We start from the raw sequence: 25,694 nt of genomic DNA on the forward strand, positions 1-25,694 counted from the left end.
GTATATAGGGGATTGGTCAAATGGTATGATAGGAGTCTCCAAAACTTTTGGTGGGAGTTCGATTCTCTCATCCCCTGTTTGTTAGACGTCAGAAACCTTGATTTTACAAGGTTTCTGGCGTTTTTTATTTATATAAGAAAAGTTGACTTAGCCGTACGGCTTATTGTATAATCAGAACTATACAAAATTAGCCGTACGGCTTATTTGCAAAGCGTATATATATAATTTAGCCGTACGACCATATGATGTGTATGAAGTTATGTGTTGATAATTTGATATAGAAAGACGAGGAATATGTATGAAAATAATAGATTCAAAATCTTTGGGTGAGGCAATCAGAATAAGAAGAAAAGAACTGAAATATACTCAGGCTTATATAGCAGAATTTACAGGATTTAGTGTAAGTTTTATTTCGGATTTGGAAAGAGGTAAGGCTACAGCAGAAATCGGAAAGGCAATTACAATTATCAATTTACTGGGAATGGATATTCTCGTAGAAAAGAGAGGTTAGAATATGAGAAATTTGGGGGTTTGGATAGAGATTGGTGGCTTGCAGACATATGTAGGTCGTATAATTGGAGAAAAAGAAGAAGATGCTAGATTCTCATATGCAGAAGAGTATTTATCTGGTAACATAGCCAGACCGATATCAATTCATTTGCCATTATCTGAAAATGCATTTTCCGTTGATGATACAAGGAATTTTTTTGAAGGTTTGTTACCTGAAGGATTTACCAGAAGATGTGTGGCTGGGTTATTGCATACAGACGCAAATAATTATCTGTCATTATTAGCCGGGTTAGGTAATGAGTGTCTGGGAGCAATAAAAATTACAGATGAGAATAACGAAGTAGTAAATGCAGATTATCAGAAATTGACAATTGATGAGGTTAGTCAGTTGGCAAGAGAAGGAGCAATGGAGACTGCGGAGTTAGTCACAAAGTCACATTTGTCACTTACAGGAGCATCTGGAAAGGTTGGGTTATATTATGATGAAAATAATAAAGATTGGTATTTACCCAAAGGGTCAGCGCCAAGTACACATATAGTAAAGCAGAGTCATGTAAGGCTTGACGGAATAGTTACAAATGAGCAGTTGTGTATGATGACGGCAGGAAATATGGGAATAGAGATTCCTGAAAGTTTTATAGTCAATGTCGGAGATGGCAGAGATGAGGAAGTTTTGCTAGCAACTAAAAGATATGATCGTGCAATAAAGGACGGATTAAAAAAAATCAATGGGTTAAGTGTTCCGTACAGGTTACATCAGGAAGATTTCTCTCAAGCGATGGGAATTTCGGCGCATAACAAATATGAGAGTGATAATGCCGGATATTTAAAAATGATGTTTGAGATCATAAGACAGAAATCGTTCAACCCGATAGCAGATCAATTGAAAATGTGGGATATATGTATATTCAATTACCTAATAGGCAATACAGATAATCATATCAAAAATGTTTCATTGCTTTATGATGAAGAGTTGAAAACAGTACGTTTGGCACCGGCATATGACATATTGAGTACTGTGATATATACAAGCAGTACCAGAGATATGGCATTTAGTATTGGGAATGAGTATGATATCGAAAAGATCACCAGAGATTCATTTAGAAGAGAAGCGGCTAATATTGGACTAGGAGAGCAAATGGCCATGAAGCGGTTTGATTATTTGGCAAATGCTTTTCCAGATGCGCTGAATAAAGCATGTGATGAATTACTGGGCAAGGGATTTAACAAGGCGATTGATATTTATGAGAGAATTAGGGACAAGAGGAGAGAGTTTATTTCATAAGAAATACAAGATCAATGACTAATGCTTGGACTATGCAAGAAGGGACAGAACGTTTTAGTAAAATACGACAAAAACATAATAAGGATTTTGTTATGGGTTATGCGTTTAACCTTTGTAAAAATCAGATTTTGATTGTACCATGTAATTACAAATTCAGGTAAAGAGGGTATGGATATGATACATAACAGGGTTAGGATTGTGGATGTCGCAGATGCACTAGGACTTAGTACCGCAACTGTCTCAAAAGTGATTCATGGAAATACAGAAAAGATTTCAGATGAAACAGTAAAACGTGTTCAGCAGGAGCTTGAAAGGACAGGATATATCCCGAATATGGCAGGCATTCTGCTTGCGAGAAACAACTCAAGAATCATTGGAGTGGTGGTGAATGACCATGTGAAGTATGAAGGGGGGGTTTAGAAGATGGATTCGTGATGGCATCACTGGCGAATGGATTATAATTCTCGCCAATGGAAGATATTTCAATGAATTGTGGAATCTTCGGTCATCCCTGGCGAAATGAAATTATAGTAATGGGAAAAGAACTGATTAAAAGGTTTGAAAAAAACAAGGAAATACTAGGACTTTAAAGATATGGAATTAAGACTATTACGCTATTTTCTGACAGTAGCAAAAGAACAGAGCTTTACAAAAGCAGCAGAACAATTGCATATTACTCAGCCAACGCTTTCAAGACAAATGGCGGCATTTGAAGAGGAGCTTGGAGTAACATTATTTATCCGTAGGGGGAAGAGAAGTTCACTCACTGATGAGGGAATTCTATTAAAAAGGCGAGCCCTGGAGATTCTTAATCTTGAGGAAATAACACTAGAGGAACTTAAAGGGAAAGAAACGGTAGTAGAGGGCACTATAACCATTGGATGCGGTGAATTTGCGGCAATGGAGACATTGGCGAAGATATGTAAAACGTACAAAGAAAAATATCCGCTGGTTCAGATTGCATTACATACTGCAACAGCAGATGCAGTGTATGAGATGATGAGCAAAGGACTTGTAGACATTGCATTGTTCTTGGAGCCAGTGGACACCGAAGGTTTGGATTATATCCGGATTATGGATTGTGATCACTGGTGTGTTGGAATGCGGCCAGATGATCCGCTGGCAAAAAAAGAGTTTATAAAAAAGGAAGATCTCATAGGAAAACCATTGATCCTGCCCGAAAGAGGAAATGTTCAAAGTGAACTCGCCAATTGGTTTGGAAAAGATTTTTCGAAACTGCAGATTGCTTTTACGAGTAATCTTGGAACCAATGCCGGAGTCATGGCAGCAAATGGATTGGGGTATCCGATATCAATCGAAGGTGCTGCAAAGTATTGGAGAGATGACATTCTTGTACAACGAAAAATTTTTCCTGAAATTACGACAAGTACCGTGATTGCCTGGAGACGAAACATTCCATATTCCCTGGCGGTTAGTAAGATGATAGAAGAAATAAATGCTTTTCAGGCATAGGAGAGAATTTAATTGACAAGACTCTTGAAATTGTATCCAGGTGGTAGGGGATGAAATACCAGTTATTGACAAAAAGTTATAAATGATATAGTATAGCAACAATTAAAAAGAGCTTGTCTCGGCACGTAAGAAGACTATAGATTTTGCTGTTTCTGAACATAACAGTTTTATCTATAGTCTTTTTATTTGGCAACAGGAGGTTGTATGAGTAAAAGAGAGTGGATAAAGAAGATAACTGTTATAATAATTGGTTCAGTTATTGCCGCATATGGTATAACCCTGGCATTGTATGCCGGATTTGGCGGTGCAACGCTTGCGGTATTATGGCAGGGAATATCCGGTACGTTTCATGTGAGTATTGGAGCAGCGTCGTTTATCGTGGCGGTGATTATGATCTTGTTTGTTCTCATATATGACAGATCGCAGATACATATAGGAACGATACTTTACCAGATCGTTTACAGCTTGTGTGTTGATCTGTTTGCGCAAATGCATGTCTACAGCAAATACATGTGGCTCAATATGTTGATCATGCTCGTCGGAATTGTGCTGTTTGCGGTGGGAACAGGACTGTATGCGGCAGCAGACCTTGGGCGTGGTTCATATGAGGCCGTGACATTTGCGCTTGCTGAGAAGAATCACTGGCAGGTGAAGAAAGTCAGAATGATACTTGATGCCGCCATGGTTGTGATAGGCGTGATTCTTGGGGGAAAGTTTGGTGTGTGTACGGTTGTTACTGTGATTGTATCGGGGCCAATAATTCAGTTTACTGTTGGGAGAGCAAAGAGAATCATAAAACTATAAATTCTCTTTCCTATATTCATTCGGCGTAATCCCATAGTGCCTGTGAAACAACTCACAGAAATAGCTCGTACCGGAAAATCCATAGGCGTATGTCACATCGGTCACGGACATAGAAGAGTTTCTAAGCATAGCACATCCCTTTTCAAGGCGATAGTTGTTCAGGTATTGCATGGGTGATACCGACAGGTATTTCTGGAAAAGAGATGTGCATTTTGTTTTGCAGCAGCTTCCGGCGCTGGAGATGTCTTTGAGCAATAGCTTGCCTGGATAATTCTTCTGGATGAATCCAATCATGGCGGTGAGTGACAGGAGGTCATATGAATTTTCTACATTCTTATTCTGAGTATCCATAGTGCAGGCATCTGCTGTTGACAAAGTTGCAAATTATAACTGTACAATCCTTGATGTTGCAAAGGTGACCATAGGTGACAATTGTTTCATGGCGCCAAATGTAGCGATATACACAGCAGGTCATCCGATATATCCTGATGTGCGCAGTGCTATGTGGGAGTATGGCAAGGAAGTGACCTTTGGGGACAACGTGTGGATAGGCGGCAACACTGTGATCTGCCCTGGCGTGCATATTGGAAGTAACGTTATAATCGGTGCGGGAAGTGTTGTTACAAAGGATATCCCTGATTGGGCAGTTGCAGCGGGAAATCCATGTAAGGTGCTTCGCATGATCACAGAGGATGACAAGAGAAGACTTTTCCGCGATGAGGAGATAGACGATGAAGCCTGGGCTGAGATCTGCCAGAAGCTGGGCTGGTAATGTTACACCACAGGTTCATTGAATTTTTCTGGGTGTCAGTGCATAATGAGAACAACGTGGGCTGACACGATTCAATCCGAGGTTACATTACTTGTGACCTATCCTGTTGCGAAAGATACAGGACGCTGGCAGGCAGCGAAAAACTTTGCTCCAATGCCGAACGTAAGGGTCGGTCTCGTTGTTCGGACAACAGAAAAATCAGTCACTAGAGGGTGGGAGTATTACTGAGGCAATACACCATCCTTTTAAATTTGTGCTGTTCATCATACTTAATATAACTTATGAATTTGTCTGATTGAATTTAAAATAATTAGTGCTAAAATGAAGTTGGTTAGGAAAAGCTAACTAGATGAGTATACAGACGAAAGGTGGTTATATTTGTGATGAGCATTTTACTGAGTATAGGTCTTGTTGTTTACATAATATTACTTATAATAAGCTGTAAGAATAAGGGTAATAAGAAGATACAGATTGCAACGCAGTTGGTTCAGGGCGCACTATGGACTCTGCTTGCGGTTGATAACTGGCAGAATGGGCACATGATTACACGGATAGTATATGTGGCAATCGTTGTACTGTCATTTGCAGGGGCGGTTCATATGATTGTGAAGAAGTAGGAGCAGATCAGTTTATGCCGCACACCCTGCAGACCTCATGAACCCAGCGGTCGGCGTCAAGCAGCAGTTCTTCGTGCTGCAGATCAAATTCACAGATATCCGGATCGGCGAAACACTTCCTGTAACGCTCAAGATATTTCTCACCCATTTTCTTGGCGTAGAATACGTGGATAGTCGTTCCGGGTACGTTTATGTGTTCTCCAACGCTTGTGTACAGGTCGGTGCAGAACTGATTCTTCATGGACTCCTTGGATATGAATGAAAAGTCTATTCCACTTCCTTTGCCCATGATCTCCATGAATTTCTTCATATATTCAGAACTGTCATTTCCTTCGTTCATTTTCTTCTCAAATACTTTTTTCAGAATACCGCTTTCCTTGCCGGTGATAAAAGGATAGAACATAGGCATCATGATGGCTGTCTCAAGCTTTGCCAGCCACTTTGGCGCCTGATCCATGTCGCTTGAACCTATGATTCCATGATCTATATGTATATTCTGACGCCCGATCAGGAGAGAGACAAATGAACCTCCGAGGGAACAGCCGTACGCTGCAAACAGCTTTCCGTCAAGCTTATCTTTGATGTAGTTCTCAACCTTCAGAACTTCGTCAAGCTCTGAAATAAATGTAGAATTCTCCGTATCGTCAAATCCACTGTAGCTGACAACCAGAGTATGAAAGTGCTCCTGAAGCCCATCAAGAACGTGTCCAAAGTTGGTTTTCCAATAGCAGCAGGTGCCAGGAAAGAGCATGATGCTCGGTTTATTTTTATCCCCGAATTCGTAAATTTTCATAAAAATATTCTCCCAATTGTTTGTTAATGTGCTAAAATCAAGCACGTTAGACATACCTAACTAATGCAGATACTAGCACTGGCGAAAGCGACTGTCAATGTAAGTTCCTAATTGTCCCATATCTCCGGAATCAATGCCCTTGTCTTGACTTCAATTAAAACATAACGGTGTTTTTGTATGTTGTAGAACAGCATATCAATAAATTTTTTAGCATCTCCGACAAAAAAGGGTATTCTTTGCTGACAAAAGCAAATTCACGATCTAATTCAAGAAGAATTTTTGGGGAATTATCCATGATTGCATATTTCAATTCTTTTTCATCATACCCTTTTCTGAGATTAAGAAAATGCAAAGAGGAAAGTCAGAGAATGAGAATTATTACTATTTTCTTGACAATAAAATAAAAACAGAATATAATTCTTATTAAGAACTAATCCCAATAACGAGTGACGACAAGCAGGAGAAATGCCATTCAAAAAAATCTTGATATATTGGTAGAGGAAGGTGCATAAAGTGCAGTGAGATTTTTGATGCGGATATGGATGAAATTACCGAATTTGCTGGAAAAAATTCGTAACATTCATGGAATTGAATTTTTGGATTATGATATTTCATTTAAAGGAATTTGCCCGAAATGCAGGGAGAAAAATAGTAAAGAAAACGGAGGTAAAAGAGATGGCAGTAAACAAATATGCAGGAACACAGACAGAGAAGAATTTACAGGAGGCATTTGCAGGAGAGTCTCAGGCGAGAAATAAGTATACCTATTTTGCTTCTGTAGCGAAAAAGGAAGGCTATGAGCAGATGTCTGCATTATTTTTAAAGACCGCAGATAATGAGAAAGAACATGCAAAGATGTGGTTCAAGGAATTAGCAGGAATTGGTGATACAAAGAAAAATCTGGCGGCAGCTGCAGAAGGCGAGAATTATGAGTGGACAGATATGTATGAAGGCTTTGCGAAAACAGCCGAAGAAGAAGGTTTCCCTGAGCTTGCAGCAAAATTCAGAGCAGTAGGAGAAATTGAGAAACATCATGAGGAGAGATATCGTGCACTTCTTAAGAATATTGAAACTGCACAGGTATTTGAAAAGAGTGAAGTTAAGGTATGGGAATGCCGTAACTGCGGACATATCGTGGTAGGAACAAAGGCTCCTGAGGTATGTCCGGTATGTAATCATCCACAGAGCTATTTTGAAGTACATGAAGAGAATTATTAAGGAGATGAGATTATTACGAAAAAGCAAGTGATTAATTCAAAAAAAGCAGTAATGATAGGCTGTGGTTTTGTCGGTTCTGCGTCAGTCTTTGCTTTAATGCAGAGTGGCTTGTTTACAGAGATTGTCCTTATCGATGCAGATAAGAACAAGGCAGAAGGAGAAGCGATGGATATCAGTCATGGTATTCCATTTGCGAGTCCGATGAAAATATATGCCGGAGATTATGATGATGTGGCTGATGCTGCAATTGTTGTCATATCTGCCGGAGCGGGACAGAAACCGGGAGAGACAAGGCTTGATCTCGTAAATAAAAATGTAGCAATATTTAAGTCAATCATTCCTGAAATAGCAAAGAGAAATTTTGCAGGTATCATGCTTGTAGTTGCGAATCCGGTAGATATCCTGACTCAGGTAGCCATAAAGTTATCAGGACTTCCAGAAAACAGGGTTATTGGATCGGGTACTGTGTTAGATAGTGCCAGATTAAGATATAAGCTTGGTGAGCATTTATCTGTGGACAGCAGGAGTGTTCATGCATTTATAGTAGGTGAGCATGGAGACAGCGAAGTTGTAGCATGGTCATCAGCCAATGTATCTGGTGTTCCATTAAGTGAAATGTGTGAAATGCGTGGACATTACAAGCACAAGGAAAACACGGCAGAAATAGCTACAGCAGTCAAGAACAGTGCTTATGAGATTATAAACAAAAAGCACGCTACATATTATGGAATTGCAATGTCTGTAAAAAGAATCTGCGAAGTGATTATGAGAGATGAAAAATCAATACTTCCTGTATCACACATGATTCATGGAGTATATGATATTGACGGAGTATCGTTAAGTATGCCAGCTATTGTAGGTGCAGATGGTATTGAGTCTGATATACCTATTAATTTAAGTGGCGAGGAAGCGTTAAAGCTTAAGGAATCTGCAGATTCATTGAAAAAGATTATGGAGACAATTGAATTATAAATTTTACACATGGAAGGAGAAAAAGGCATGGAAGTAAAGTATTATATATGTAAGCATTGTGGAAACATTGTTGAAAAGGTAAAGGATAAGGGTGTACCTGTAATTTGTTGCGGAGAACCTATGCAGGAATTAAAAGCCGGAGTGACAGATGCTGCTGTCGAGAAGCATGTACCTGTATATACTATAGAAGGCAGTCATGTTCATGTCGTGGTCGGAGAGACAAAACATCCAATGCTTGAAGAGCATTTCATTGAGTGGATTACATTAAATACAAACCAGGGAATATACAGAAAACAGTTAAATCCAGGGCAGGAGCCGGTAGCAGATTTTTGCCTTTGCGATGGTGAACAGGTAGAAGAAGTATATGCATATTGTAACCTGCATGGATTATGGAAATGCTAAAATATCAGTAAGCTATCAAATTTATTAGTAACTCATAAATTTGCTGATATCTTACCAGATGGGAGCAGATATAATATCATGGGTGCATCAAAAACAAAGGAGATGTGCTTATGCTTACAGAATCAGTGATAAAATTATTAAAAAATGAAATGTGGGATCTTGCCACATGCTCAGATGGTTAGCCGAATGTTGTGCCTGTTGCATTCAAGGATGTGACAGAGTATGGCAAGCTTGTGGTTGGTGATGTGTTCCTTGAGACAACTCTTGTGGAGACTATAATAGGGCTACGTCGTACAGATTCGTGAAAATCCTTGAATTTACGCACTTTTGCAGCTTTTTCAATTTCGGCAGAACCGATGTGAAAAGGCATAAAAAGCAGATAGTGGACAGAATTCATGTCGTTGTCGGCTATAGAGTCGACACGAGGGACACAATATTCTTTGATGAATAAAAGTGAATAAAATAGCCAATTTGGCAGGGATATTTAATTACAAATATTGAATATCCCTGCCTTTTATTTTTCTATTCAAGGAGGTGTCTATATGTTAAAGATAAGGCTTCAAGGGACAAAAAATGACATACGTTGGTTTGTACGTTTACTTCAGAGAGATAAACGATTTGAAGTAAATAATGTTTCGACTTTTTTCGATAATGTTGGAACAGATAAATATAAACGTGTGTATGCAGAAGTATCAAGAAAGAAAAAGGATTCTGGTAAGAAACCAAGTAACGTTATGCAGGTAGAAGAAAAATGTCACTATGTAGGAAGTGGCATGGTGATTCGATAGGAATGGAGGTACAACGGTATGTGTAAGGTAATAGCAATCGTGAATCAAAAAGGCGGCGTGGCAAAGACTACGACAACCGTAAACTTAGGTATAGGTTTGGTAAGAGAAGGTAAGAAGGTACTACTTATAGATGCGGATAGTCAGGGATCCCTTTCTTCAAGTCTGGGTGTGGAAGAGCCGGATGAGCTTGATGTGACACTCTCGACGATCATGGGTAAAGTAATCAATGAAGAAGATTATGGAAAGAGGGAAGGTGTTATCGTGCATGAGGAGGGAGTATCATTTCTTCCATGCAATATCGAACTTTCCGGACTGGAAGTCACATTAGTAAATACCATGCGGAGAGAGTACATATTGAAAGAGTACATAACAAGTGTAAGAAATCTTTATGATTATATATTGATTGACTGCAATTCCAGCCTTGGCATGGTGACAATGAATGCCCTGACTGCGGCTGATTCGGTCATCATACCGATAGAAGCAGCGTACCTTTCCGTAAAGGGGTTGCAACAGCTTATCACTACCCTTGGCAGGACAAAGAAATATCTGAATCCGAATCTTGGGATAGAGGGAATCGTTTTCACAAAGATGGTTGGACGTACCAATTACGCAAAGGAAATCAAGTCCATGGTGGAAGAAATCTATGGCAAAAATGTCCGTGTGTTTGGTGCGGTTATCCCACATTCTGTGAGAGCGGCAGAGACTTCCGCAGAGGGTGTGAGTATATTCAAGCATGACCCAAGAGGAAAAGTTGCGGCGGCGTATAAGAAGCTCGCAAAGGAGGTGCTTGCAGATGAATAAATCCAATAGTGCTTCCAAGATAAAGATGAAATCATTTGACGATCTGTTTGGTACAAACGAAAATCTGGAACAGGCAAATGCAAATGGTGGTGAAATCCGAGAAATACCTTTAGCAAGTCTGCATACATTCAGAAATCATCCGTTTCAGATCCATGAAGATAAGCTAGAGGAAATGGTAGAGAGTGTCAGACAGTATGGCGTGCTTGTTCCAGGAATTGCGAGAATGCGACCACAGGGTGGTTATGAAATTATTGCCGGACACACAAGAAAGGCTGCCTGTGAACTTGCCGGTCTTGATACCATGCCGATGTTCATTCGCAATCTGAATGATGATGAAGCTACCATTGTCATGGTGGACAGTAACATTCAGAGAGAAGATATCTTTCCAAGCGAAAAGGCAAGGGCGTATAGTATGCGTTACTATGCCATGAAACATCAGGGCATTAAGGGAGATAAGGGTAGTAGCCTTGATATCATGAGTGAGGAAACCGGCGAGAACGCAAAGAAGATTCAGCGATATATCAGACTTGCAAAGCTCTCTGATGAACTGCTTGACTTTGTTGACAGGAAAAAGATTGGTTTTATTCAGGGTGTTGATCTTTCGTATCTGAACGAGGAGCAGCAGCAGTGGGTACTCGATATAATACTCGACAGGAATATATTCCCTAATATAGAGCAGTCGGCAAGACTAAAGGCATCCTGCCGGGAAAATATGCTTACACAGGAAGAAGTGAGGAACATCATGCTTCCGGAACAGGTGTTAGCAAAGCCGAGAAAGGTAACGTTCAAGGCAGACAGATTGGATGACTACTTTGATGAAGGATATACGGAAGAAAAGATTACAGAGGTTATAATAAACCTCTTAGATGAATGGAAGAAAAGAGGTGAGAGGGCATGACTAATATTGTAAATACCGGTAATGCGTCGGTGGATGCGCTGGCAGAGATGAGCATTAGTGGCAATGTTACACCGGTAAATTGGTATAAAACAATTTTGCGTGAAAATGGCAAGCCATACCTTCTCGCTATCTGTGTGTTGTCGGAAATCGTGTATTGGTATCGTCCTGTGGAAGTACGGGACGAGCATAGCGGCATGACAATTGGTTACAGAAAAAAGTTTCGAGAGGATTTGCTACAGAAAACCTACAATGATTTTGCCGAGCAGTTTGGAGAATCACGGAGAAGTGTGAAGGCAGCGTTTGACAGACTAGAGGAAATCGGTGTGATCCGTCGTGAATTCCGTAACATAGAAACAAATAGCGGAATGGTCTTAAATAATGTCATGTATATTGATCTATGCGTTGATAGACTTTACACATGTACATATCTGGACATACCAGGAGATGACGAAGATGTAGAAAACACAGGGGAAGAAATACAAAAACAGGCTGAAAACCAAGCAAATAAGCCTGTTACAAAATTTTGTACCTCCTCATACAAAACTTTGTATGACCCTCCTACAAAATTTTGTAACACCCCCTACAAAACTTCGTATGACCCTCCTGCAAAATTTTGTAACACCCTCCCACAAAACGATGTACCACCTCATACAAAGTTTTGTAAGACAAATACAGAGAATACTACAGAGAATACGGAGGAGATTACCTATCCTATCATTCCATCAGGCACAGGCGTGAAAACTGATACGATGGATAGGATGGATGAAGTGCGCTCATTTATCAAAGACAATATTGATTATGACGTATTGCTTCAGTGCCATCCTACAGAGAAGATGGACATAAACGAATTGGTGGAGCTGATGGTTGAGACCATAGCGGTTAAACAGCCAGTAATCCGTATCAATAAATATGATTTCCCATATGATGTTGTTCGGAGCAGATTGGAGAAGATAGATTTTCATACGATGGAGTATGTGCTGGAATGCCTTCGCAACAATACTACAAAGGTACGCAACATACGAAGCTATATGCTCACGACACTGTATAATGCTCCGGTAACATGTAGTAATTACTATAAAGCAGAAGTAAACCATGACTTCTATGGTAAGTAACGATTCATAGCTGCTGGAAACAGCAGTTGACTATATATTTTTCACCTTCCCTTCCTTTTTAGGGGCAGGAGGGCACACCTGCCTCTCGTTTTAAGGGGATTGCTGCAAGTATGATTCTTTGATATAATCAATGCAACAGTTTTACAAATCGGAATTTAACAAGAGAATGTGGTTGTATGAAAAAATCCATATTAGTATTTTGGGCAATCGTGTGTCTGTTACCTATTCAAAGGAGGTTTAAGAATTTCAAATGAAACATATAAGAAATATATTGCTGTTGATTACGATTATTTTTGCTTTTGTTATGCAAGCTGAAGTATATCAAAATATGCTCTGGAACTTTAATGGTGCTTATTATTTATCGTCCAGATACACAACTACTAATGACGATATGGATTCATTTTTAGCCAATGCAGAAGATACAGCTGAGAAGCATGGTGTTCATATTTTTTCGACTTTTAATCAGAGAGTTTCTAATTATCAGACAAGACTTTATATTTATGGTGATGATACCGTTGTTCGGGATAGTCTTAAAAGCACGATGGGTATTGAGGAAAAAACATATACGGCTTTAATAGGTGGAATCACCGTAATAGAATTTGAAGATTTTAGAGAAGTAAAAAACACAGGCAATGGACAGGAAATAATGGTCAGCTATATCGGTAATGATGATGACATTATTGCCACATATCAAGATTTGGCAAAAGAATATTCTATATCGCAGCCAGAGTTTTGGCAATCAACCGAAACTGATATGATGTTCATTGTTTGGGGCTTGGTTGCCATATTGATGATTGTACTTAATGTGATTGAGGTGATACGCAGACAAAAGGAAGTAGTTGTACGAGCTTCTCTGGGCGAAAATGCTGCTGTGATTGCTCTAAAAGCTGTAGTGGCTGATATGATTTCATATGCTGCATTATTCGTTTTAGCAAAGTTGCTTGTTTCTCAATTTATATCGGGAGCGTATGAAGATCATCTCATTTTGGCAGTGTATTGTGCCGGAGCAGTTCTTTCCGTAATTCCTTATGCTGCTTTTGTCCGCTTTGATGTAAAAAAAGCCTTTGCCAATGCTTCAGATAAAAAAGGTATGTTTTATCTTCTGAACGGTCTTAAAGTATTTGCTACTGCTATGACAATTTTTACAATAACTACAAATCTCAGTAGCATTCAAGGTAATTTACTTACAAACACGACTCTTTTAGAAAATCATTATAATGATTATTATTTTGGAGTTATGCAGATTGAACCTCCTTTTGAAGAAAATGAGGAGGAATCCAAAGAGAGCAAATTTTGGAATGACCTTTACGAAAATGAATACAACACTATAAATCCGGTGGTCTGCATAGGCAGCCGGATAAGCGATACGGATAATTATATTTTTGTAAATCATAATGCCAGAGATATGCTACAAGGGTTTTCTGATATGCTTACTGAAGATGATGAAAAAGAGGATATCGTGGTCTTCGTGCCAAAGGGAAGAAATGCGGAATCATACAAAGATATCGCAAAAGAGGAAATTAGCTCTCTTACCCAAAATGCAGAAGAACTGCGTGTTGTTTATAAAGAATATTCTGGCAGAGAGCAATTTTATTATCTCAATTCGAACAGAGAAGAGGCTATTGACGGATTGTCAAGAGTAACAAATCCGATTGTGATTTATCAGGCAAATGAGGCTGTTGCTTTAAATGGAAGTTATATCGAAACAGGAACATATAATGGTGAGGTAATCTACGGATGCGATGAAAGCACAATTCGTAATGCTGCGAAAAAATATGCAGAACAGCTTGGTTCACACTATTTTATGCTGACGAATGTCGGAGAGGATTACATTTATAGTCATAGTTTCCTTGTAAAATTGATTAGCTTTATAAGCTCTCTTTGCGTATTAGTATTGCTGTTAGATATCGCTATCATCGTATCTGAAGCGAAAATGGAATTTAGACTTAGCTCTATGGAAATCTCCCTCAAAAAGGTTTTAGGTTATAGCTTTTATGAAAGGCACAAAAGATTTATTTCCGTTAATCTCATAGAAAATATAGCCGTTGTGATATTGATTTGCATTGTTTCGATTTTTATATCTAACGCAAGTGTCGGGATTGCTTTACTGATTGGATCATTGCTCACCATTATTGAAATGGCAATCATTTTCACAAATATTATGTGGGTTGAAAAAACAAATATCTCAAAGTCATTGAAGGGAGGATGTTTATGATTATAATTCGTGGCTTAAATAAAGCATTTGGAGAGAAAATAATTTTCTCCAACTTTAATTTGGAAATTCCGGATGGAAGTTTTGTAGTAATCAGCGGGGATAGCGGCAGTGGAAAAAGCACTTTGCTCAATATGATTGGTGGTATCGAAAAGCCGGATAGCGGCAGTATCATAATCGAAGGGCTGAATATTACCCGGCTTAAAAATAAAAACAGTTTTTTTGCGGATACAGTGGGGTTTCTTTTTCAGAATTTTGCACTGCTTGAAAATAAGACAGTTAAAGAAAATTTAAGTTTGATTAAAAAATCAAGCCGAACTAAAGTATCACTTAAAGAAGCTCTTAATCGTGTGGGGTTATCAAAGGAAGTTAACAAAAAAGTTTATCAGCTTTCCGGTGGTGAACAACAGAGAGTTGCTTTAGCTCGTCTTATGATGAAAAAATGTTCTGTTGTTTTGGCAGATGAACCTACTGGCTCACTTGACAAGAAAAATAGAGATATTGTTATGAGGTTATTGCACGAACTCAATGAAGAAGGTAAAACGGTTATCATTGTTACCCACGATCAGAGTATTATTGAAGATGAACCTTATGTTGTGAAAATCTGAGAGTACCTCTTAGAAATGTCTTGATCTACATTTTATGTAATTTGGGTCAGAAGAAAATCCCTTTAGGAACTAAAGGGCGCACTTCTATACTCTCTGTCGAGAGTAGTGCGTCCTGCGGAGCTTCATTCTCTGTCAGCAGAAAAAAGCTGCATGACCGAGAATGTTGCGTCACTTTGTTCCGTCAAGGTGGCTACACCCCCTTGCGCCGCTAAAGCGACTATCCCCTGTGTACTTGCCGTCCGCAAACGGTTTTGACAAACCGTCCGCCGCCAGCAAGTTTGAAAGCGACTAAAATGAATTTTATGGAACAAACAAATCGGTAGTTGACAAAGGAGTTGAGCTGATATGAAAAAGAAAATCATCATATTGCTGTCTGTTGTGATAATTCTTTTGATTGGCATTGTTGTATGGTTTAATATTCCACTCGACTTGATGGACTTAGACCCTAATGAGGTCATGGAAATAGTTGTTTTCAATGGCAATAGCGGAAACGCAACACATATTACCGACAAAGAGCAGATTCAGCATATTGTCGAAAATTTGAATGGCGTCGAAGTAAAGCGGTCAAAGCCATCTTTGGAATATACGGGATATAGTTTCAAAGTTACTATTTATTTGTCTGATGGCAACGAGGCAGGCGATTGGAATAATTTTATTATCAACTCAGATGATACAATTAGAAAAGATCCGTTTTTCTATTCTGTTACAAAGGGAAATATTGATTACAGCTATATTGAAGGTATCGTAGAATAACAAAAATTCAAGTTTGTAGGGAACAACAGCTAAGACAATTTTATAATAAAACAGCGTCAGAGCATTTATGTGTAAAAGCATGAATGCTCTTTTTTGTCCTTTCATGGACAAAGAACAAGAAAGCAGCTTTTGGACAAATTGTCCAGAAGTTCAAATAAAAAAGAAGGAGGATACCTGATGTATAGCAAAAATGGTATTCTGTGGGTAAGACCACCCACACAGGACAGGAAGCATAGAGAAAATAATATCGGGAGGACAGAACAATGGTCGATGAATTGACGCAGGAGTCGTTCCAGACAGGAAAGGCGATTGTGACTGTCAGCGTAGATCTGATTACTGCCATTGCAGATGCGTGCAAGCGGTCTGAACAGCAGAATCCTGGTATGAGCGAGGAACAGAAGGAGACATTGCTCGGCAAGGTTGTCGATAAGGTAATGTCGAATTATAAGGAAACGCATGGCTCATTAAAGGGATTCAACAGAGAGGGCAAAGATGTCACGCATATTGATGTGAATGATGAGAGAACAGCGGAGCTTTTAGAGAAAGCCTGTAAGAAAAGTCATATTCCGGTGGATATGAAAAAGGTAACGAGGGCAGATGGTTCCATCACGCATACTGCATTCTGTGAAGTGAAAAGCATAGACCAGATGGCAGCATTACTGAAGATGGCTTCCGAACAGGTACTTGAGGAGCAGAAGGAAATGACCAAGACACTTGTACTTTACGATGATAAGGGCAAGGAGGTTATGTCGGCTGACTTTGTAAATAATGGTGAGATAAATATGGATGATGTGGAAACACTGTCAAGATTCTCTACGAGATTTGAGATCAAGGATCACAAGAATGAAGTTTTGGAATCCGGAAGTATCACACCAAATGCAAAGGAGGAAATCAAGGAAGCGGCGAGAAAACATAATCCGAAGAAGGATAAGTCGCTTACGGAGAGAATCAAGGACAAGAAGGAGCAGTCACAGAAGAAACAGAAAGACAAGAACCGGCAGCGTGAAAAAACGAAGAAAAAGAGCCGGGATACAAGTTTGTAGGTGGTGCTTATGGGAAAGAAGAATATTGGCGGTGCCGTACTCGATGACCTGAAGGCATTACCCAAGAAAATACTGAAACCATATTACAAGAATGGAAAGCTGAATGCGAATAAGATAGCGATTGATGGAATCCCGTTTGTAATCATATTTTATGTGATAAATAAGTATGTACAGGCGGTGGTATCAGTAGATGGCGGCGATATGCTGGATAAGTGTGTTAAAGCATTTTCACTGATATTCCAGGTCAAGCCTTATTTTGCACCATCGTTTAAGCTGACACCGCTTATCTGTGGTATTGGCGCAGGTGTGGCATTCAAGCTCTTCATGAACTCCAGAAAGAAGAATGCCAAGCAGTTCCGTCCGAGAGAGGAATATGGCTCTGCCAAGTGGGGAACGGATAAGGATTTTGAACCATATACAGACCCGGTTAAGTGGAACAACATTCCGCTGACTGCGACAGAGTGGCTCAGAATGACGAGACCGGAACACCCAAAGTACGACAGAAACAAAAATATCCTGATTGTCGGAGGTTCCGGAGCAGGAAAAACAAGAGGATTTGTGAAACCGTCACTTATGCAAATGCAGTGTTCATATGTAGTGACTGATCCCAAGGGAACTGTACTTGAAGAAGTTGGTACCATGCTTGCAAGAGGGGCATGGGAGCTTGACAATAAAGGTAACAAAGTACCGAAGGTCGGCAAGAACGGACAGACCTTAAAGACCAAATCCGGCAAGGTGATCTACAAGAGGACGCCTTATAAGATAAAGGTATTCAATACAATCAACTTCGCAAAGTCCATGCACTATAACCCATTTGCATATATTCACACGGAGCAGGATGTTCTTAAATTCGTGAATACGCTGATTGCAAATACAAAGGGCGAGGGCGCACAGAGCGGAGAAGATTTCTGGGTGAAAGCCGAGAGGTTACTGTTCACAGCGTATGTGGCGTACATTGTGAAATACTGTAAGAAGAGTGAGAGAAATTTTGTCTCACTTTTAGCCATGATAGATGCGTCGGAGACAAGAGAAGAGGATGAGGACTTTGAGAATGCCATTGACCTTATGTTCAAAGACATAGAATTTGGTAATGATGAAGAGGGCATAGAAGCTGATCCGGATTCTTTTGCAGTACGACAGTATCATAAATATAAACTTGCGGCAGGTGTAATAAGATGAAAGAGACTTTTTAGTACCTTAACAGATTAAAGATTCTCTTTGAGCTTATTACTTTTGGCTCAAATACAGAGGAAAGGAGCAGAACATGAGTAGTGAGAAAATAATTGTATTATATGAACGATTAAGCCGAGAGGATGAGAACCTTGGGGAGTCGTACAGTATATCAAATCAAAAGAAGCTGCTGGAAGATTATTGCAGAGAAAAAGGGTGGACCAGGTTCAGGCACTTCACTGATGATGGTATATCCGGCACAACCTTTGACAGACCATCCTTTAAGGCTATGATACAGCTTGTGGAAGATGGAGAAGTGGAAACCATTATTCTAAAGGATATGAGCCGGTTAGGGCGGGATTATCTTGTGGTAGGTCAGCTCTGGGAGTTCTTTCGCAAAAAGGGAGTTCGTCTGATTGCAATTAACGATAATCATGACAGTTACAATGGAGATGACGATTTCCTTGTATTCAGGGATGTTATGAATGAAATGTATGCCAAGGATATCAGCAAAAAGATAAAATCCACATTCAAATCCAAGGGAAAATCCGGAAAGCATGTGGCAAGTGTTACACCATACGGATACCTGAAAGATGAAAATGACGGAAACCATTGGATTGTGGATGAAGAAGCTGCCGAAATTGTGAGGCTGATATTCAAATGGACTATTGATGGGCTGGGTCCTTATCAGATAGCAAAACTTCTGCAGGAGAAAAAAGTGGAAATACCGGCAGTGCATATGGCACGCTTCGGGCAGGGGAATAACAGAAACAAGAAAGTGAAAGACCCTTATGGATGGGGTTCTTCTACAGTAGTCGGGATATTGAAGAAAAGGGAATACTTAGGTCACACGGTCAATTTTAAAACACAGAAGCATTTTAAGGATAAAAAGAGCCATTATGTATCAGAGGACAACTGGGTAATATTTGAGAATACGCAGGAGCCGATTATTGACCAGCAGACCTTTGATACAGTGCAGAAATTACGGGAAAATGTAAGGAGATACCCGGACGGATGGGGAGAGCATCATGTTCTTACCGGTCTTATGTATTGTGCTGACTGTGGTGCAAAAATGTATGTGCACCGGACAAGCAATGGAAAGAGGATTGCCCAGTATACCTGTTCTGCTTATACCAAGGTACCTTGCGGAACATTGTGCAAGACACAGCACAGGATTAACGAGTCAGTGGTGCTGGAACTGATAGGAGACACACTCAGGGCAATCTTTGAATATGCAAAGTATGACCGGAGCGAGTTCATAGACACCATAACAATGGCACAGTCAACACAGGAGGATGCAGAGGTAAAAAAGGTCAGGGCAAGAATCGCAGTGGCTGGAAATCGCTGTGAGGAGCTGGAGAAGCTAATCTGCCGTATTTATGAGGACAATATTCTCGGCAAACTACCGGACAGCAGATATGAGGTTCTTGATAAGCAGTATGCCAGGGAAAAAGCGGAGCTGGATGCAGAGATTAAGGAGCTGGAAGCGAAGCTCACAGAATATGAGAAAAGCAGAAATTCTGCCGGCAAGTTTATTGCACTGATTGATAAATATGAGAAGTTCGAGGAACTGACACCGGCAATGGTAAATGAATTTGTTGATAAGGTGCTGGTGCATGAAAGAGACAGAAAGGGGAGCATCCAAACCACGCAGGAGATTGAAATCTATTTCAATTTTGTTGGTCGGTATGTTCCACCGGCAATGATGACAGAACCTACTGCTGAAGAGCAGGCTGAGATTGACCGGATTAACAGAATCAAGGACAGGAGACATCAGCAGTATTTACGAAGAAAAGAAAGTGGATGGCAGAGGAAATATGAAGAGCGTGTAAAAAATGAAAAGCGTGCAAAAATGCAGGCAATGAAAGAAGAAATCCGCAGGCAGGACAGGGAGAACGGAGTCTATGCAACGGCAGGCAGTCTTGCATTGGAACCGACGATTGGAATGCCTGAATAGGATTTCGCAGAAAGCACTTGAGAGAAGTCTTGGGTGCTTTTTTCATGCTCAAATTTCCGCAGGAAATGCAGGGCAACCGGAGAAGTTGAACTGTGTTATCCGTCCTGTGGGATGACAGATTTCAACTCCTTCGGAGCAGAGTACAGAGGTGCAACCTTTGTCGGAGTTGAGAGGCAGAGCCTTCATCAGGTCAAGGGCAGAAGCCCTGCCCAGTTTATTGTCGTAGCGACAATAAGTACTGGGTATTACTTGCCGCAAACGCAAGGGTTTATCGGCTCCGCCATCAAAAAAACAAAACAGTGGAGAGGAGAGAAAAGACAATGAAAGCTTCAAGGCATAATGGCAGAAGTGGAAAGCATGGAGTCTATGATGTAAAGCATAATGACAGGGATTTTGATGTGGAGCACAGTGAACATATTGATTCGGAAAGAACAAAGCAGAATGTTTACTGGGACTGCTATCAGGGTTACAGTTTTGCGGGCAGTTCCCAAGAGAGGCAGTTTAATTTTACAGAAATTGAGCGTGCCTATTACTATGAGCATTATTCAGATTTTGTGGATGCACAGAATGAGAGGAATGAGCAGGCAAGGCATCCGGAGAGAAACAGAACGATTGATGATGTACTGAAAAACAATAAGACCTGCCCGGAAGAAAGCGTGATACAGCTTGGCAATATAGACCATGCGGTTACACCGGATGTGCTAGCTAAGGTATCAGCAGAGTTCTTTGACGAGTTCAATAAAAGATATGGCTCCCACATTCATATATTGGACTGGGCACTGCACCTGGATGAGGCAACCCCGCATATTCATGAGAGGCATGTATTTGACGCAAAAAACAAATATGGAGAATTATGTCCCCAGCAGGATAAGGCACTGGAAGAGCTTGGCTTTGAACTGCCTGACCCAGCAAAAAAGAAAGGGAAATACAATAACCGGAAAATGAACTTTGATGCAGAATGCAGAAAATTGTTTTTGGAGATAGCACAGAGAAACGGAGTGCAGGTGGAGTGTGAGCCGGTTTATGGTGGTGCAGGCTATCTTGAAAAGCAGGACTTTATAATTGAAAATCAGAAAAAGCGAATTGCAGAGAAGCAGGCAGTTCTGGATGAGATTACCATGAGAGTTTTGGATATGGAGAATTTTGTGGAACAGGTAGCTGAGGATGCCTATGAAAAAGCGTGTGAGGCAGTATCTGATACAATGGCAGAGCAGACCAGGGCGGAAGATATTGAGGAGCTTCGCAGATATAAAAAGTGGCTGACCTCGGATGAGAGAAAGACACCAAAGGACAAGCGGGATTTTGTCGGAAGGTGTCTTGATAATTTGGAAAACAGGCTCAGGGGCATGGCACAGAAAGTAGCCGGGAAAGTAATGGAAACATTGCAAAATCCACGCATAAAGGAGCAAAAGAAGTCTGAGGTAAAGGAACATGCAAGGAAGTCAGTCCGTGCCCTTCTTGAGGCAAACAGGAAGCTTGTAGAGGAGCAGAGAGCAAAGGTGGCAGAAACACCAGCACACAAAAAAGCAAGGGGAGAGGAATTGGGATAAGCATGAATGTATTTGCAGTAGTGAAAGAAAATGTCACTGCAAGGCAGGTGGCTATGCAGTATGGCATCAAAATCAACCGGAGTGGGCTGGCTTGTTGTCCGTTTCATAAAGACAAGACTCCCAGCATGAAGATTGATAAGAGATACTATTGTTTCGGCTGTGGAGATACCGGAGATGCGATAGATTTTGTGGCAAAATATTTCGGGCTTGCACCAAAGGAAGCTGCAATGAAGATTGCATCTGACTTTGGACTGAATTATGACGCAACCAACCGGGCACCACCGAAAAAGATGGCACCAAAGAAAACACCGGAGCAGATACTGGATGAAGAGCAGAAGCAGTGTTTTTGTGTTCTGTCAGACTATTATCATCTGTTAAGGAAATGGAAAACAGAATATGCACCGAAGAGCATGGATGAGGAATGGCATCCCTGCTTTGTAGAAGCTCTGCAGAATATCAGTAAAGTGGAATATCAGCTTGATACTCTCCTTGAAAAGGATATCCCTGACAGAGCTTCTGTTGTTTCTGACATTGGAAAGGGGGTGAAGTCGATTGCAGGAAGAATTGAAGAGTATCGGAGAAGTCAGGGCGATGCTGGAGAGCACAGAAAAGGGAGAAGTCAGGAAAACAGTCGGTAACTATCGTCTGATTTTGATGAATGACCCTAATCTGCAGGGTGCATTCCGTCTGAACATGTTTACGGATAAAATCGACATTACAAGGGATTTGGGATGGTATCGTGAAAGCGACAGCCTGACGGATGTTGATTTGAAATTCCTTGTTGTCTACCTTGAAAAGCATTATGGATTATCCAACGAAAAGCGGATTGAGGATGTGATAAAGGTCGTGGCAAATGAAAACAGATACCATCCGGTTCTTGACCGCATCAATTCCATAACATGGGATGGCTGGGAGAGGATACGCTATGCACTGCATCACTTCTTAGGGGCAGAGGTCAGTGAGTACACCTATGAGGTAATGAAGCTTTTTATGATAGGGACGATAGCAAGAATTTCATGCCCGGGCATCAAGTTTGAAGTAATGCTCTGCCTGGTAGGTGGTCAGGGAGCCGGTAAATCCACTTTTCTGCGTTTCCTTGCCATGGAAGATGACTGGTTTACGGATGACTTGAAGAAAATGGATGATGATAATGTATACCGAAAAATACAGGGGCATCTGATTATAGAGTTCCCTGAAATGGTGGCAATTCTCAATGCCAAGAATGTGGAAGATACCAAGTCCTTTATGAGCAGACAGAAAGACACTTACAAGACCCCATACGACAGGCATCCCAAAGACCACAAGAGGCAGTGCGTGTTTGCCGGTTCATCAAATTCGCTGGATTTCCTGCCTATGGACAGGTCGGGAAACCGAAGATTTCTGCCTATTCTTTGCAATATGGAAGAGGCGGAAACTCATATACTCGATGATGAAAAGACATCAAGGGAATATATCGACCAGATGTGGGCAGAGGCTATGGAAATCTACAGGAGTGGCAAATGCCAGCTGAGGCTTCCGAAAGAGATGGAAAAAGAGCTTTGTGAGTATCAGAAGCAGTTTATGCAGGAAGATACCAAGAAAGAGCTGATTCTTGACTATTTGGAGCATTACGAGGGAAGCATGGTATGTTCAAGGCAGTTATATTCTGAGGCATTGGGAAATGACAGAAATCCGGCACAATGGGAAATTCGTGAGATTAATGACATTATGAATAACTGCAGTAATTGGATTGCCTTTAGTAATCCAAGACATTTTCCTGAACCATACCGCAGGCAGAAAGGATGGGAGAAGCCTGACAACAGAGGTCAGGATTTTCAACCGATAACCAAGGAGCAGATGGAGCAGTTATCATTGCCACCGGAGTGGATGGAGAGATAAATGCCTGATAGGTTGTCGGCTGGTTGTCTATCCCGTTGCCAACCCCGTTGTCGGTTCTATGTTCTATAAAACCTTATATTTACTATGTTTTTAAGGGATATATATAGTTCTGACAACGAAAGCAACGGAATATTTGAGAAAAAGTAAATTTAGGAAAAGTAACTATAAATAAAAGGAATTGAGAGTTTTTAGAGGTCGGTTGTCAGCTTCCGGTTGTCAGCTGAAAGAGGCTCTTCCTTACCAGGCAGACATAAAGGAGAACACAAATGGAGAATAGAAAATCACACACACCGGTAGCACTCAGAAAGCAGATAGGTGGCACAATGTATGTTGTGAGAGTGCATTTCAATGAGGATGCCGAAGAAAGCATGAAGGACAAGATAAAGAGGCTGATTGAGAATGATGTTAGGGCAAATCAGCATACGGCATAGGTAGAAAAGCATATGGAAAACTTGCATATATTGTGGTATAATTAGTATGTTCAATAAGAGCGAAAAATAAGAATATTCTTAACAGATGAATTTATGGAAGGGTGAATTTATCATGAGGAAGAATGTAAAAATCATTGTTGGTGTCGTTGTGCTTATTCTTGTACTCGTTGTTGGTTCTTTTGTAGGACTCATAATTAACCGTACCAACGACCATAAATTTGGGAGATATGTATCAACGGAAGGTCCTTGGGGAATGACTGCCACCTGGGTATCGGAGGACAGTGCCAGTTATCTTGTCTGCAAGAAGGAAAACGATGAACCGTTTGCCAATGTTACAGCCTATTTTCAGGGTGTGGACGGTTGGCAGGCCTATGAGTTGAATAGCATCGATAGAATTGTTTATCTGGACATTGTAAAAGATGGCGTTGTTGTTGACGGCACCAGCGGCTATATGAAATTTGATGGAACTACATTTACTATTACAGATCTGGACAAAGATACCTTTGGTGCAGATGAATTTCATTATGTCATTACCGATAAGGAGTTCAGTCCCGATTAAAGTGTCAAACCTATTCCAGTTTGGGCATGAGGTTGCCGAAAATCAAAAGTGAATAAAAATGACTTTATAGCCATTGTGGAGAAATCTACAGTGGCTTTTTTCATGCAATGAAATGTATGGGTACTAAAAAGTCTTTGACATTTTGTTTCAGGTAAGACAGCCAAGAGTATTCTGGTTTCCTGTGGTGCGAGACTTGCACCATTTGACATCAAGGAAGTCAGGGAGATAACAGCATATGATGAACTCGACTTAGGGGACATCGGTAGAAGAAAGACAGCATTGTTTGTCATTATTTCGGATACAGATGATTCCCTTAATTTTTTGGTATCAATCATGTACACACAGCTTTTCAATCTGCTCTGCACGATTGCAGACGATGAATACCATGGAAAGCTCCCGGTACATGTGCGGTGTATCCTGGACGAGTTCGCAAACATCGGACAGATTCCGAAGTTTGACAAGCTGATTGCAACCATACGAAGCAGAGAGATATCGGCATCCATTATCCTACAGTCTAAGGCACAGTTAAAGTCAATTTATAAGGATAACGCAGAGACGATCGAGGGTAACTGCGATACATTTCTGTTTTTAGGTGGCAAGGAGAAGTCAACATTAAAAGATCTGTCGGAAGTGCTGGGTAAGGAAACGATTGACACGTACAACACCTCTGATACCAGAGGAACATCTCAGTCCTATGGTCTGAACTATCAGAAACTTGGGCGGGAGCTTATGAGCCAAGACCGCCTGGCTCTTATGGATGGCGGCAAATGTATATTGCAGGTGCGTGGAGTAAGACCGTTCTTTTCAGATAAGGTCGATATAACCGCACACGAGATGTACAAAGAGCTTTCGGATTTTGACAAGAAAAATCAATTTGACATTGAGAAATATGTTTCCGAATATGGAAAACCAAAGTTTTCTAAGATCATATGATGAGATTCCTCCGAGAGTTGAATACTCACTTACAGATAAGGGCAGATCCGTTGTACCGATACTTAAGAGTATTTGTCAGTGGTCAGGAACCTTTTACAAGGAAGACAACGAAAACGAGATGACACAGTGCCAGAAATGTGACCATAGGGGGTAGA

26 protein-coding genes, 1 tRNA gene and 4 pseudogenes are annotated in these 25,694 nt (G+C 40.6%); 29 read left to right on the plus strand and 2 right to left on the minus strand.

Annotation, left to right across the window (positions count from 1 at the left end; all coding sequences use genetic code 11):
* The first annotated feature begins 6 nt into the window (after nucleotides 1–6).
* From ABUA31_RS13710 to ABUA31_RS13740, 6 genes and pseudogenes are all read left to right on the plus strand, one after another.
* Nucleotides 7–77, plus strand: a tRNA-Trp gene (locus ABUA31_RS13710).
* Nucleotides 78–298: 221 nt separating this feature from the next.
* The gene (locus tag ABUA31_RS13715; protein ID WP_004853489.1) at nucleotides 299–511 is read left to right on the plus strand and encodes a helix-turn-helix domain-containing protein; all 213 of its coding nucleotides are present in this window, start codon (nucleotides 299–301) and stop codon (nucleotides 509–511) included.
* 3 nt (nucleotides 512–514) lie between these two features.
* Nucleotides 515–1,795: a type II toxin-antitoxin system HipA family toxin gene (locus tag ABUA31_RS13720; RefSeq protein ID WP_349819045.1), complete on the plus strand. Its 1,281-nt coding sequence runs from the start codon at nucleotides 515–517 to the stop codon at nucleotides 1,793–1,795.
* A gap of 174 nt (nucleotides 1,796–1,969) precedes the next feature.
* Nucleotides 1,970–2,241: pseudogene (locus ABUA31_RS13725) on the plus strand (LacI family DNA-binding transcriptional regulator); the annotation flags it as partial.
* 148 nt (nucleotides 2,242–2,389) lie between these two features.
* Complete coding sequence (locus ABUA31_RS13735; RefSeq protein WP_349819044.1) at nucleotides 2,390–3,268, plus strand: LysR family transcriptional regulator; 879 nt, start codon at nucleotides 2,390–2,392, stop codon at nucleotides 3,266–3,268.
* A 204-nt stretch (nucleotides 3,269–3,472) separates the two neighbouring features.
* Complete coding sequence (locus ABUA31_RS13740) at nucleotides 3,473–4,072, plus strand: YczE/YyaS/YitT family protein (protein ID WP_118758607.1); 600 nt, start codon at nucleotides 3,473–3,475, stop codon at nucleotides 4,070–4,072.
* On the opposite strand, the gene ABUA31_RS13745 is transcribed toward ABUA31_RS13740, so the two are convergent.
* The gene (locus ABUA31_RS13745) at nucleotides 4,067–4,423 is read right to left on the minus strand and encodes a helix-turn-helix transcriptional regulator (RefSeq protein ID WP_173795097.1); all 357 of its coding nucleotides are present in this window, start codon (nucleotides 4,421–4,423) and stop codon (nucleotides 4,067–4,069) included. The genes ABUA31_RS13740 and ABUA31_RS13745 overlap by 6 nt on opposite strands.
* A gap of 28 nt (nucleotides 4,424–4,451) precedes the next feature.
* Here ABUA31_RS13745 and ABUA31_RS13750 point away from each other — a divergent pair.
* Nucleotides 4,452–4,844, plus strand: a pseudogene (locus ABUA31_RS13750) (sugar O-acetyltransferase); the annotation flags it as partial.
* A 383-nt stretch (nucleotides 4,845–5,227) separates the two neighbouring features.
* On the plus strand, nucleotides 5,228–5,461 hold the full coding sequence (locus ABUA31_RS13755) for a hypothetical protein (protein WP_349093509.1): 234 nt from the start codon (nucleotides 5,228–5,230) through the stop codon (nucleotides 5,459–5,461).
* A gap of 7 nt (nucleotides 5,462–5,468) precedes the next feature.
* Here ABUA31_RS13755 and ABUA31_RS13760 read toward each other — a convergent pair whose 3' ends face one another.
* Nucleotides 5,469–6,254 (minus strand): alpha/beta fold hydrolase, encoded by a 786-nt coding sequence (locus tag ABUA31_RS13760; RefSeq protein WP_349093508.1) that lies wholly within the window; start codon nucleotides 6,252–6,254, stop codon nucleotides 5,469–5,471.
* 502 nt (nucleotides 6,255–6,756) lie between these two features.
* Between ABUA31_RS13760 and ABUA31_RS13770 the strand changes: the two are divergent.
* The 21 genes and pseudogenes from ABUA31_RS13770 to ABUA31_RS13870 all read left to right on the plus strand — a co-directional run.
* A pseudogene (locus ABUA31_RS13770) lies at nucleotides 6,757–6,922 on the plus strand (Fur family transcriptional regulator); the annotation flags it as partial.
* Between the two features lie 7 nt (nucleotides 6,923–6,929).
* The gene (gene rbr / locus ABUA31_RS13775; RefSeq protein ID WP_044998372.1) at nucleotides 6,930–7,472 is read left to right on the plus strand and encodes a rubrerythrin; all 543 of its coding nucleotides are present in this window, start codon (nucleotides 6,930–6,932) and stop codon (nucleotides 7,470–7,472) included.
* A gap of 27 nt (nucleotides 7,473–7,499) precedes the next feature.
* Nucleotides 7,500–8,444 (plus strand): L-lactate dehydrogenase, encoded by a 945-nt coding sequence (locus ABUA31_RS13780; RefSeq protein WP_021739968.1) that lies wholly within the window; start codon nucleotides 7,500–7,502, stop codon nucleotides 8,442–8,444.
* Between the two features lie 27 nt (nucleotides 8,445–8,471).
* Nucleotides 8,472–8,846 carry a desulfoferrodoxin family protein gene (locus ABUA31_RS13785; RefSeq protein WP_022216261.1) on the plus strand — a complete coding sequence of 125 codons (375 nt, stop codon included), beginning with the start codon at nucleotides 8,472–8,474 and terminating at the stop codon, nucleotides 8,844–8,846.
* Between the two features lie 542 nt (nucleotides 8,847–9,388).
* The gene (locus ABUA31_RS13790) at nucleotides 9,389–9,634 is read left to right on the plus strand and encodes a hypothetical protein (RefSeq protein WP_044998373.1); all 246 of its coding nucleotides are present in this window, start codon (nucleotides 9,389–9,391) and stop codon (nucleotides 9,632–9,634) included.
* Between the two features lie 18 nt (nucleotides 9,635–9,652).
* Entirely contained in the window at nucleotides 9,653–10,435 is a 783-nt protein-coding gene (locus tag ABUA31_RS13795; RefSeq protein WP_349093507.1) for a ParA family protein, read from the plus strand.
* Nucleotides 10,428–11,333 carry a ParB/RepB/Spo0J family partition protein gene (locus tag ABUA31_RS13800; protein ID WP_055147659.1) on the plus strand — a complete coding sequence of 302 codons (906 nt, stop codon included), beginning with the start codon at nucleotides 10,428–10,430 and terminating at the stop codon, nucleotides 11,331–11,333. Before ABUA31_RS13795 ends, ABUA31_RS13800 begins: the two co-directional genes overlap by 8 nt.
* Complete coding sequence (locus tag ABUA31_RS13805) at nucleotides 11,330–12,445, plus strand: DUF6017 domain-containing protein (protein ID WP_008400177.1); 1,116 nt, start codon at nucleotides 11,330–11,332, stop codon at nucleotides 12,443–12,445. Before ABUA31_RS13800 ends, ABUA31_RS13805 begins: the two co-directional genes overlap by 4 nt.
* 250 nt (nucleotides 12,446–12,695) lie before the next feature.
* On the plus strand, nucleotides 12,696–14,660 hold the full coding sequence (locus ABUA31_RS13810) for a bacteriocin-associated integral membrane family protein (protein ID WP_055147662.1): 1,965 nt from the start codon (nucleotides 12,696–12,698) through the stop codon (nucleotides 14,658–14,660).
* The gene (locus ABUA31_RS13815) at nucleotides 14,657–15,265 is read left to right on the plus strand and encodes an ATP-binding cassette domain-containing protein (protein ID WP_055147665.1); all 609 of its coding nucleotides are present in this window, start codon (nucleotides 14,657–14,659) and stop codon (nucleotides 15,263–15,265) included. The genes ABUA31_RS13810 and ABUA31_RS13815 overlap by 4 nt, the downstream gene beginning before the upstream one ends.
* A 345-nt stretch (nucleotides 15,266–15,610) precedes the next feature.
* Entirely contained in the window at nucleotides 15,611–16,018 is a 408-nt protein-coding gene (locus ABUA31_RS13820; RefSeq protein WP_055147668.1) for a hypothetical protein, read from the plus strand.
* A gap of 263 nt (nucleotides 16,019–16,281) precedes the next feature.
* Nucleotides 16,282–17,061 (plus strand): hypothetical protein, encoded by a 780-nt coding sequence (locus ABUA31_RS13825; protein ID WP_008402188.1) that lies wholly within the window; start codon nucleotides 16,282–16,284, stop codon nucleotides 17,059–17,061.
* Nucleotides 17,062–17,070: 9 nt separating this feature from the next.
* Complete coding sequence (locus ABUA31_RS13830) at nucleotides 17,071–18,240, plus strand: type IV secretory system conjugative DNA transfer family protein (protein WP_349093505.1); 1,170 nt, start codon at nucleotides 17,071–17,073, stop codon at nucleotides 18,238–18,240.
* Nucleotides 18,241–18,325: 85 nt separating this feature from the next.
* Nucleotides 18,326–20,188 (plus strand): DUF4368 domain-containing protein, encoded by a 1,863-nt coding sequence (locus ABUA31_RS13835; RefSeq protein ID WP_349093504.1) that lies wholly within the window; start codon nucleotides 18,326–18,328, stop codon nucleotides 20,186–20,188.
* Nucleotides 20,189–20,508: 320 nt separating this feature from the next.
* Nucleotides 20,509–21,738 carry a plasmid recombination protein gene (locus ABUA31_RS13840; RefSeq protein ID WP_004853606.1) on the plus strand — a complete coding sequence of 410 codons (1,230 nt, stop codon included), beginning with the start codon at nucleotides 20,509–20,511 and terminating at the stop codon, nucleotides 21,736–21,738.
* A gap of 2 nt (nucleotides 21,739–21,740) precedes the next feature.
* Nucleotides 21,741–22,376 carry a CHC2 zinc finger domain-containing protein gene (locus ABUA31_RS13845; RefSeq protein WP_004853608.1) on the plus strand — a complete coding sequence of 212 codons (636 nt, stop codon included), beginning with the start codon at nucleotides 21,741–21,743 and terminating at the stop codon, nucleotides 22,374–22,376.
* Nucleotides 22,330–23,616 (plus strand): virulence-associated E family protein, encoded by a 1,287-nt coding sequence (locus ABUA31_RS13850; RefSeq protein ID WP_502879354.1) that lies wholly within the window; start codon nucleotides 22,330–22,332, stop codon nucleotides 23,614–23,616. Before ABUA31_RS13845 ends, ABUA31_RS13850 begins: the two co-directional genes overlap by 47 nt.
* Nucleotides 23,617–23,882: 266 nt before the next feature.
* Complete coding sequence (locus ABUA31_RS13855) at nucleotides 23,883–24,047, plus strand: transposon-encoded TnpW family protein (protein ID WP_004853612.1); 165 nt, start codon at nucleotides 23,883–23,885, stop codon at nucleotides 24,045–24,047.
* A gap of 112 nt (nucleotides 24,048–24,159) precedes the next feature.
* Entirely contained in the window at nucleotides 24,160–24,606 is a 447-nt protein-coding gene (locus ABUA31_RS13860; RefSeq protein ID WP_015533334.1) for a hypothetical protein, read from the plus strand.
* Between the two features lie 147 nt (nucleotides 24,607–24,753).
* Nucleotides 24,754–25,539, plus strand: a pseudogene (locus ABUA31_RS13865) (VirD4-like conjugal transfer protein, CD1115 family); the annotation flags it as partial.
* Nucleotides 25,508–25,693: a winged helix-turn-helix transcriptional regulator gene (locus tag ABUA31_RS13870; protein WP_334290442.1), complete on the plus strand. Its 186-nt coding sequence runs from the start codon at nucleotides 25,508–25,510 to the stop codon at nucleotides 25,691–25,693. The pseudogene ABUA31_RS13865 and the gene ABUA31_RS13870, both read left to right, overlap by 32 nt.
* The last annotated feature ends 1 nt before the right edge of the window (nucleotide 25,694 follow it).

This window comes from Coprococcus sp. RTP31081st1_H1_RTP31081_211007 (genome assembly GCF_040227275.1).
GTDB lineage: Bacteria > Bacillota > Clostridia > Lachnospirales > Lachnospiraceae > Coprococcus > Coprococcus aceti.

Coding starts and splice junctions, on each gene's coding strand:
- ABUA31_RS13715 (WP_004853489.1), top strand. CDS start 299: ATGAAAATAATAGATTCAAAATCTTTGGGTGAGGCAATCAGAATAAGA.
- ABUA31_RS13720 (WP_349819045.1), top strand. CDS start 515: ATGAGAAATTTGGGGGTTTGGATAGAGATTGGTGGCTTGCAGACATAT.
- ABUA31_RS13735 (WP_349819044.1), top strand. CDS start 2,390: ATGGAATTAAGACTATTACGCTATTTTCTGACAGTAGCAAAAGAACAG.
- ABUA31_RS13740 (WP_118758607.1), top strand. CDS start 3,473: ATGAGTAAAAGAGAGTGGATAAAGAAGATAACTGTTATAATAATTGGT.
- ABUA31_RS13745 (WP_173795097.1), bottom strand. CDS start 4,423: ATGGATACTCAGAATAAGAATGTAGAAAATTCATATGACCTCCTGTCA.
- ABUA31_RS13755 (WP_349093509.1), top strand. CDS start 5,228: ATGAGCATTTTACTGAGTATAGGTCTTGTTGTTTACATAATATTACTT.
- ABUA31_RS13760 (WP_349093508.1), bottom strand. CDS start 6,254: ATGAAAATTTACGAATTCGGGGATAAAAATAAACCGAGCATCATGCTC.
- rbr (WP_044998372.1), top strand. CDS start 6,930: ATGGCAGTAAACAAATATGCAGGAACACAGACAGAGAAGAATTTACAG.
- ABUA31_RS13785 (WP_022216261.1), top strand. CDS start 8,472: ATGGAAGTAAAGTATTATATATGTAAGCATTGTGGAAACATTGTTGAA.
- ABUA31_RS13790 (WP_044998373.1), top strand. CDS start 9,389: ATGTTAAAGATAAGGCTTCAAGGGACAAAAAATGACATACGTTGGTTT.
- ABUA31_RS13795 (WP_349093507.1), top strand. CDS start 9,653: ATGTGTAAGGTAATAGCAATCGTGAATCAAAAAGGCGGCGTGGCAAAG.
- ABUA31_RS13800 (WP_055147659.1), top strand. CDS start 10,428: ATGAATAAATCCAATAGTGCTTCCAAGATAAAGATGAAATCATTTGAC.
- ABUA31_RS13805 (WP_008400177.1), top strand. CDS start 11,330: ATGACTAATATTGTAAATACCGGTAATGCGTCGGTGGATGCGCTGGCA.
- ABUA31_RS13810 (WP_055147662.1), top strand. CDS start 12,696: ATGAAACATATAAGAAATATATTGCTGTTGATTACGATTATTTTTGCT.
- ABUA31_RS13815 (WP_055147665.1), top strand. CDS start 14,657: ATGATTATAATTCGTGGCTTAAATAAAGCATTTGGAGAGAAAATAATT.
- ABUA31_RS13820 (WP_055147668.1), top strand. CDS start 15,611: ATGAAAAAGAAAATCATCATATTGCTGTCTGTTGTGATAATTCTTTTG.
- ABUA31_RS13825 (WP_008402188.1), top strand. CDS start 16,282: ATGGTCGATGAATTGACGCAGGAGTCGTTCCAGACAGGAAAGGCGATT.
- ABUA31_RS13830 (WP_349093505.1), top strand. CDS start 17,071: ATGGGAAAGAAGAATATTGGCGGTGCCGTACTCGATGACCTGAAGGCA.
- ABUA31_RS13835 (WP_349093504.1), top strand. CDS start 18,326: ATGAGTAGTGAGAAAATAATTGTATTATATGAACGATTAAGCCGAGAG.
- ABUA31_RS13840 (WP_004853606.1), top strand. CDS start 20,509: ATGAAAGCTTCAAGGCATAATGGCAGAAGTGGAAAGCATGGAGTCTAT.
- ABUA31_RS13845 (WP_004853608.1), top strand. CDS start 21,741: ATGAATGTATTTGCAGTAGTGAAAGAAAATGTCACTGCAAGGCAGGTG.
- ABUA31_RS13850 (WP_502879354.1), top strand. CDS start 22,330: ATGCTGGAGAGCACAGAAAAGGGAGAAGTCAGGAAAACAGTCGGTAAC.
- ABUA31_RS13855 (WP_004853612.1), top strand. CDS start 23,883: ATGGAGAATAGAAAATCACACACACCGGTAGCACTCAGAAAGCAGATA.
- ABUA31_RS13860 (WP_015533334.1), top strand. CDS start 24,160: ATGAGGAAGAATGTAAAAATCATTGTTGGTGTCGTTGTGCTTATTCTT.
- ABUA31_RS13870 (WP_334290442.1), top strand. CDS start 25,508: ATGGAAAACCAAAGTTTTCTAAGATCATATGATGAGATTCCTCCGAGA.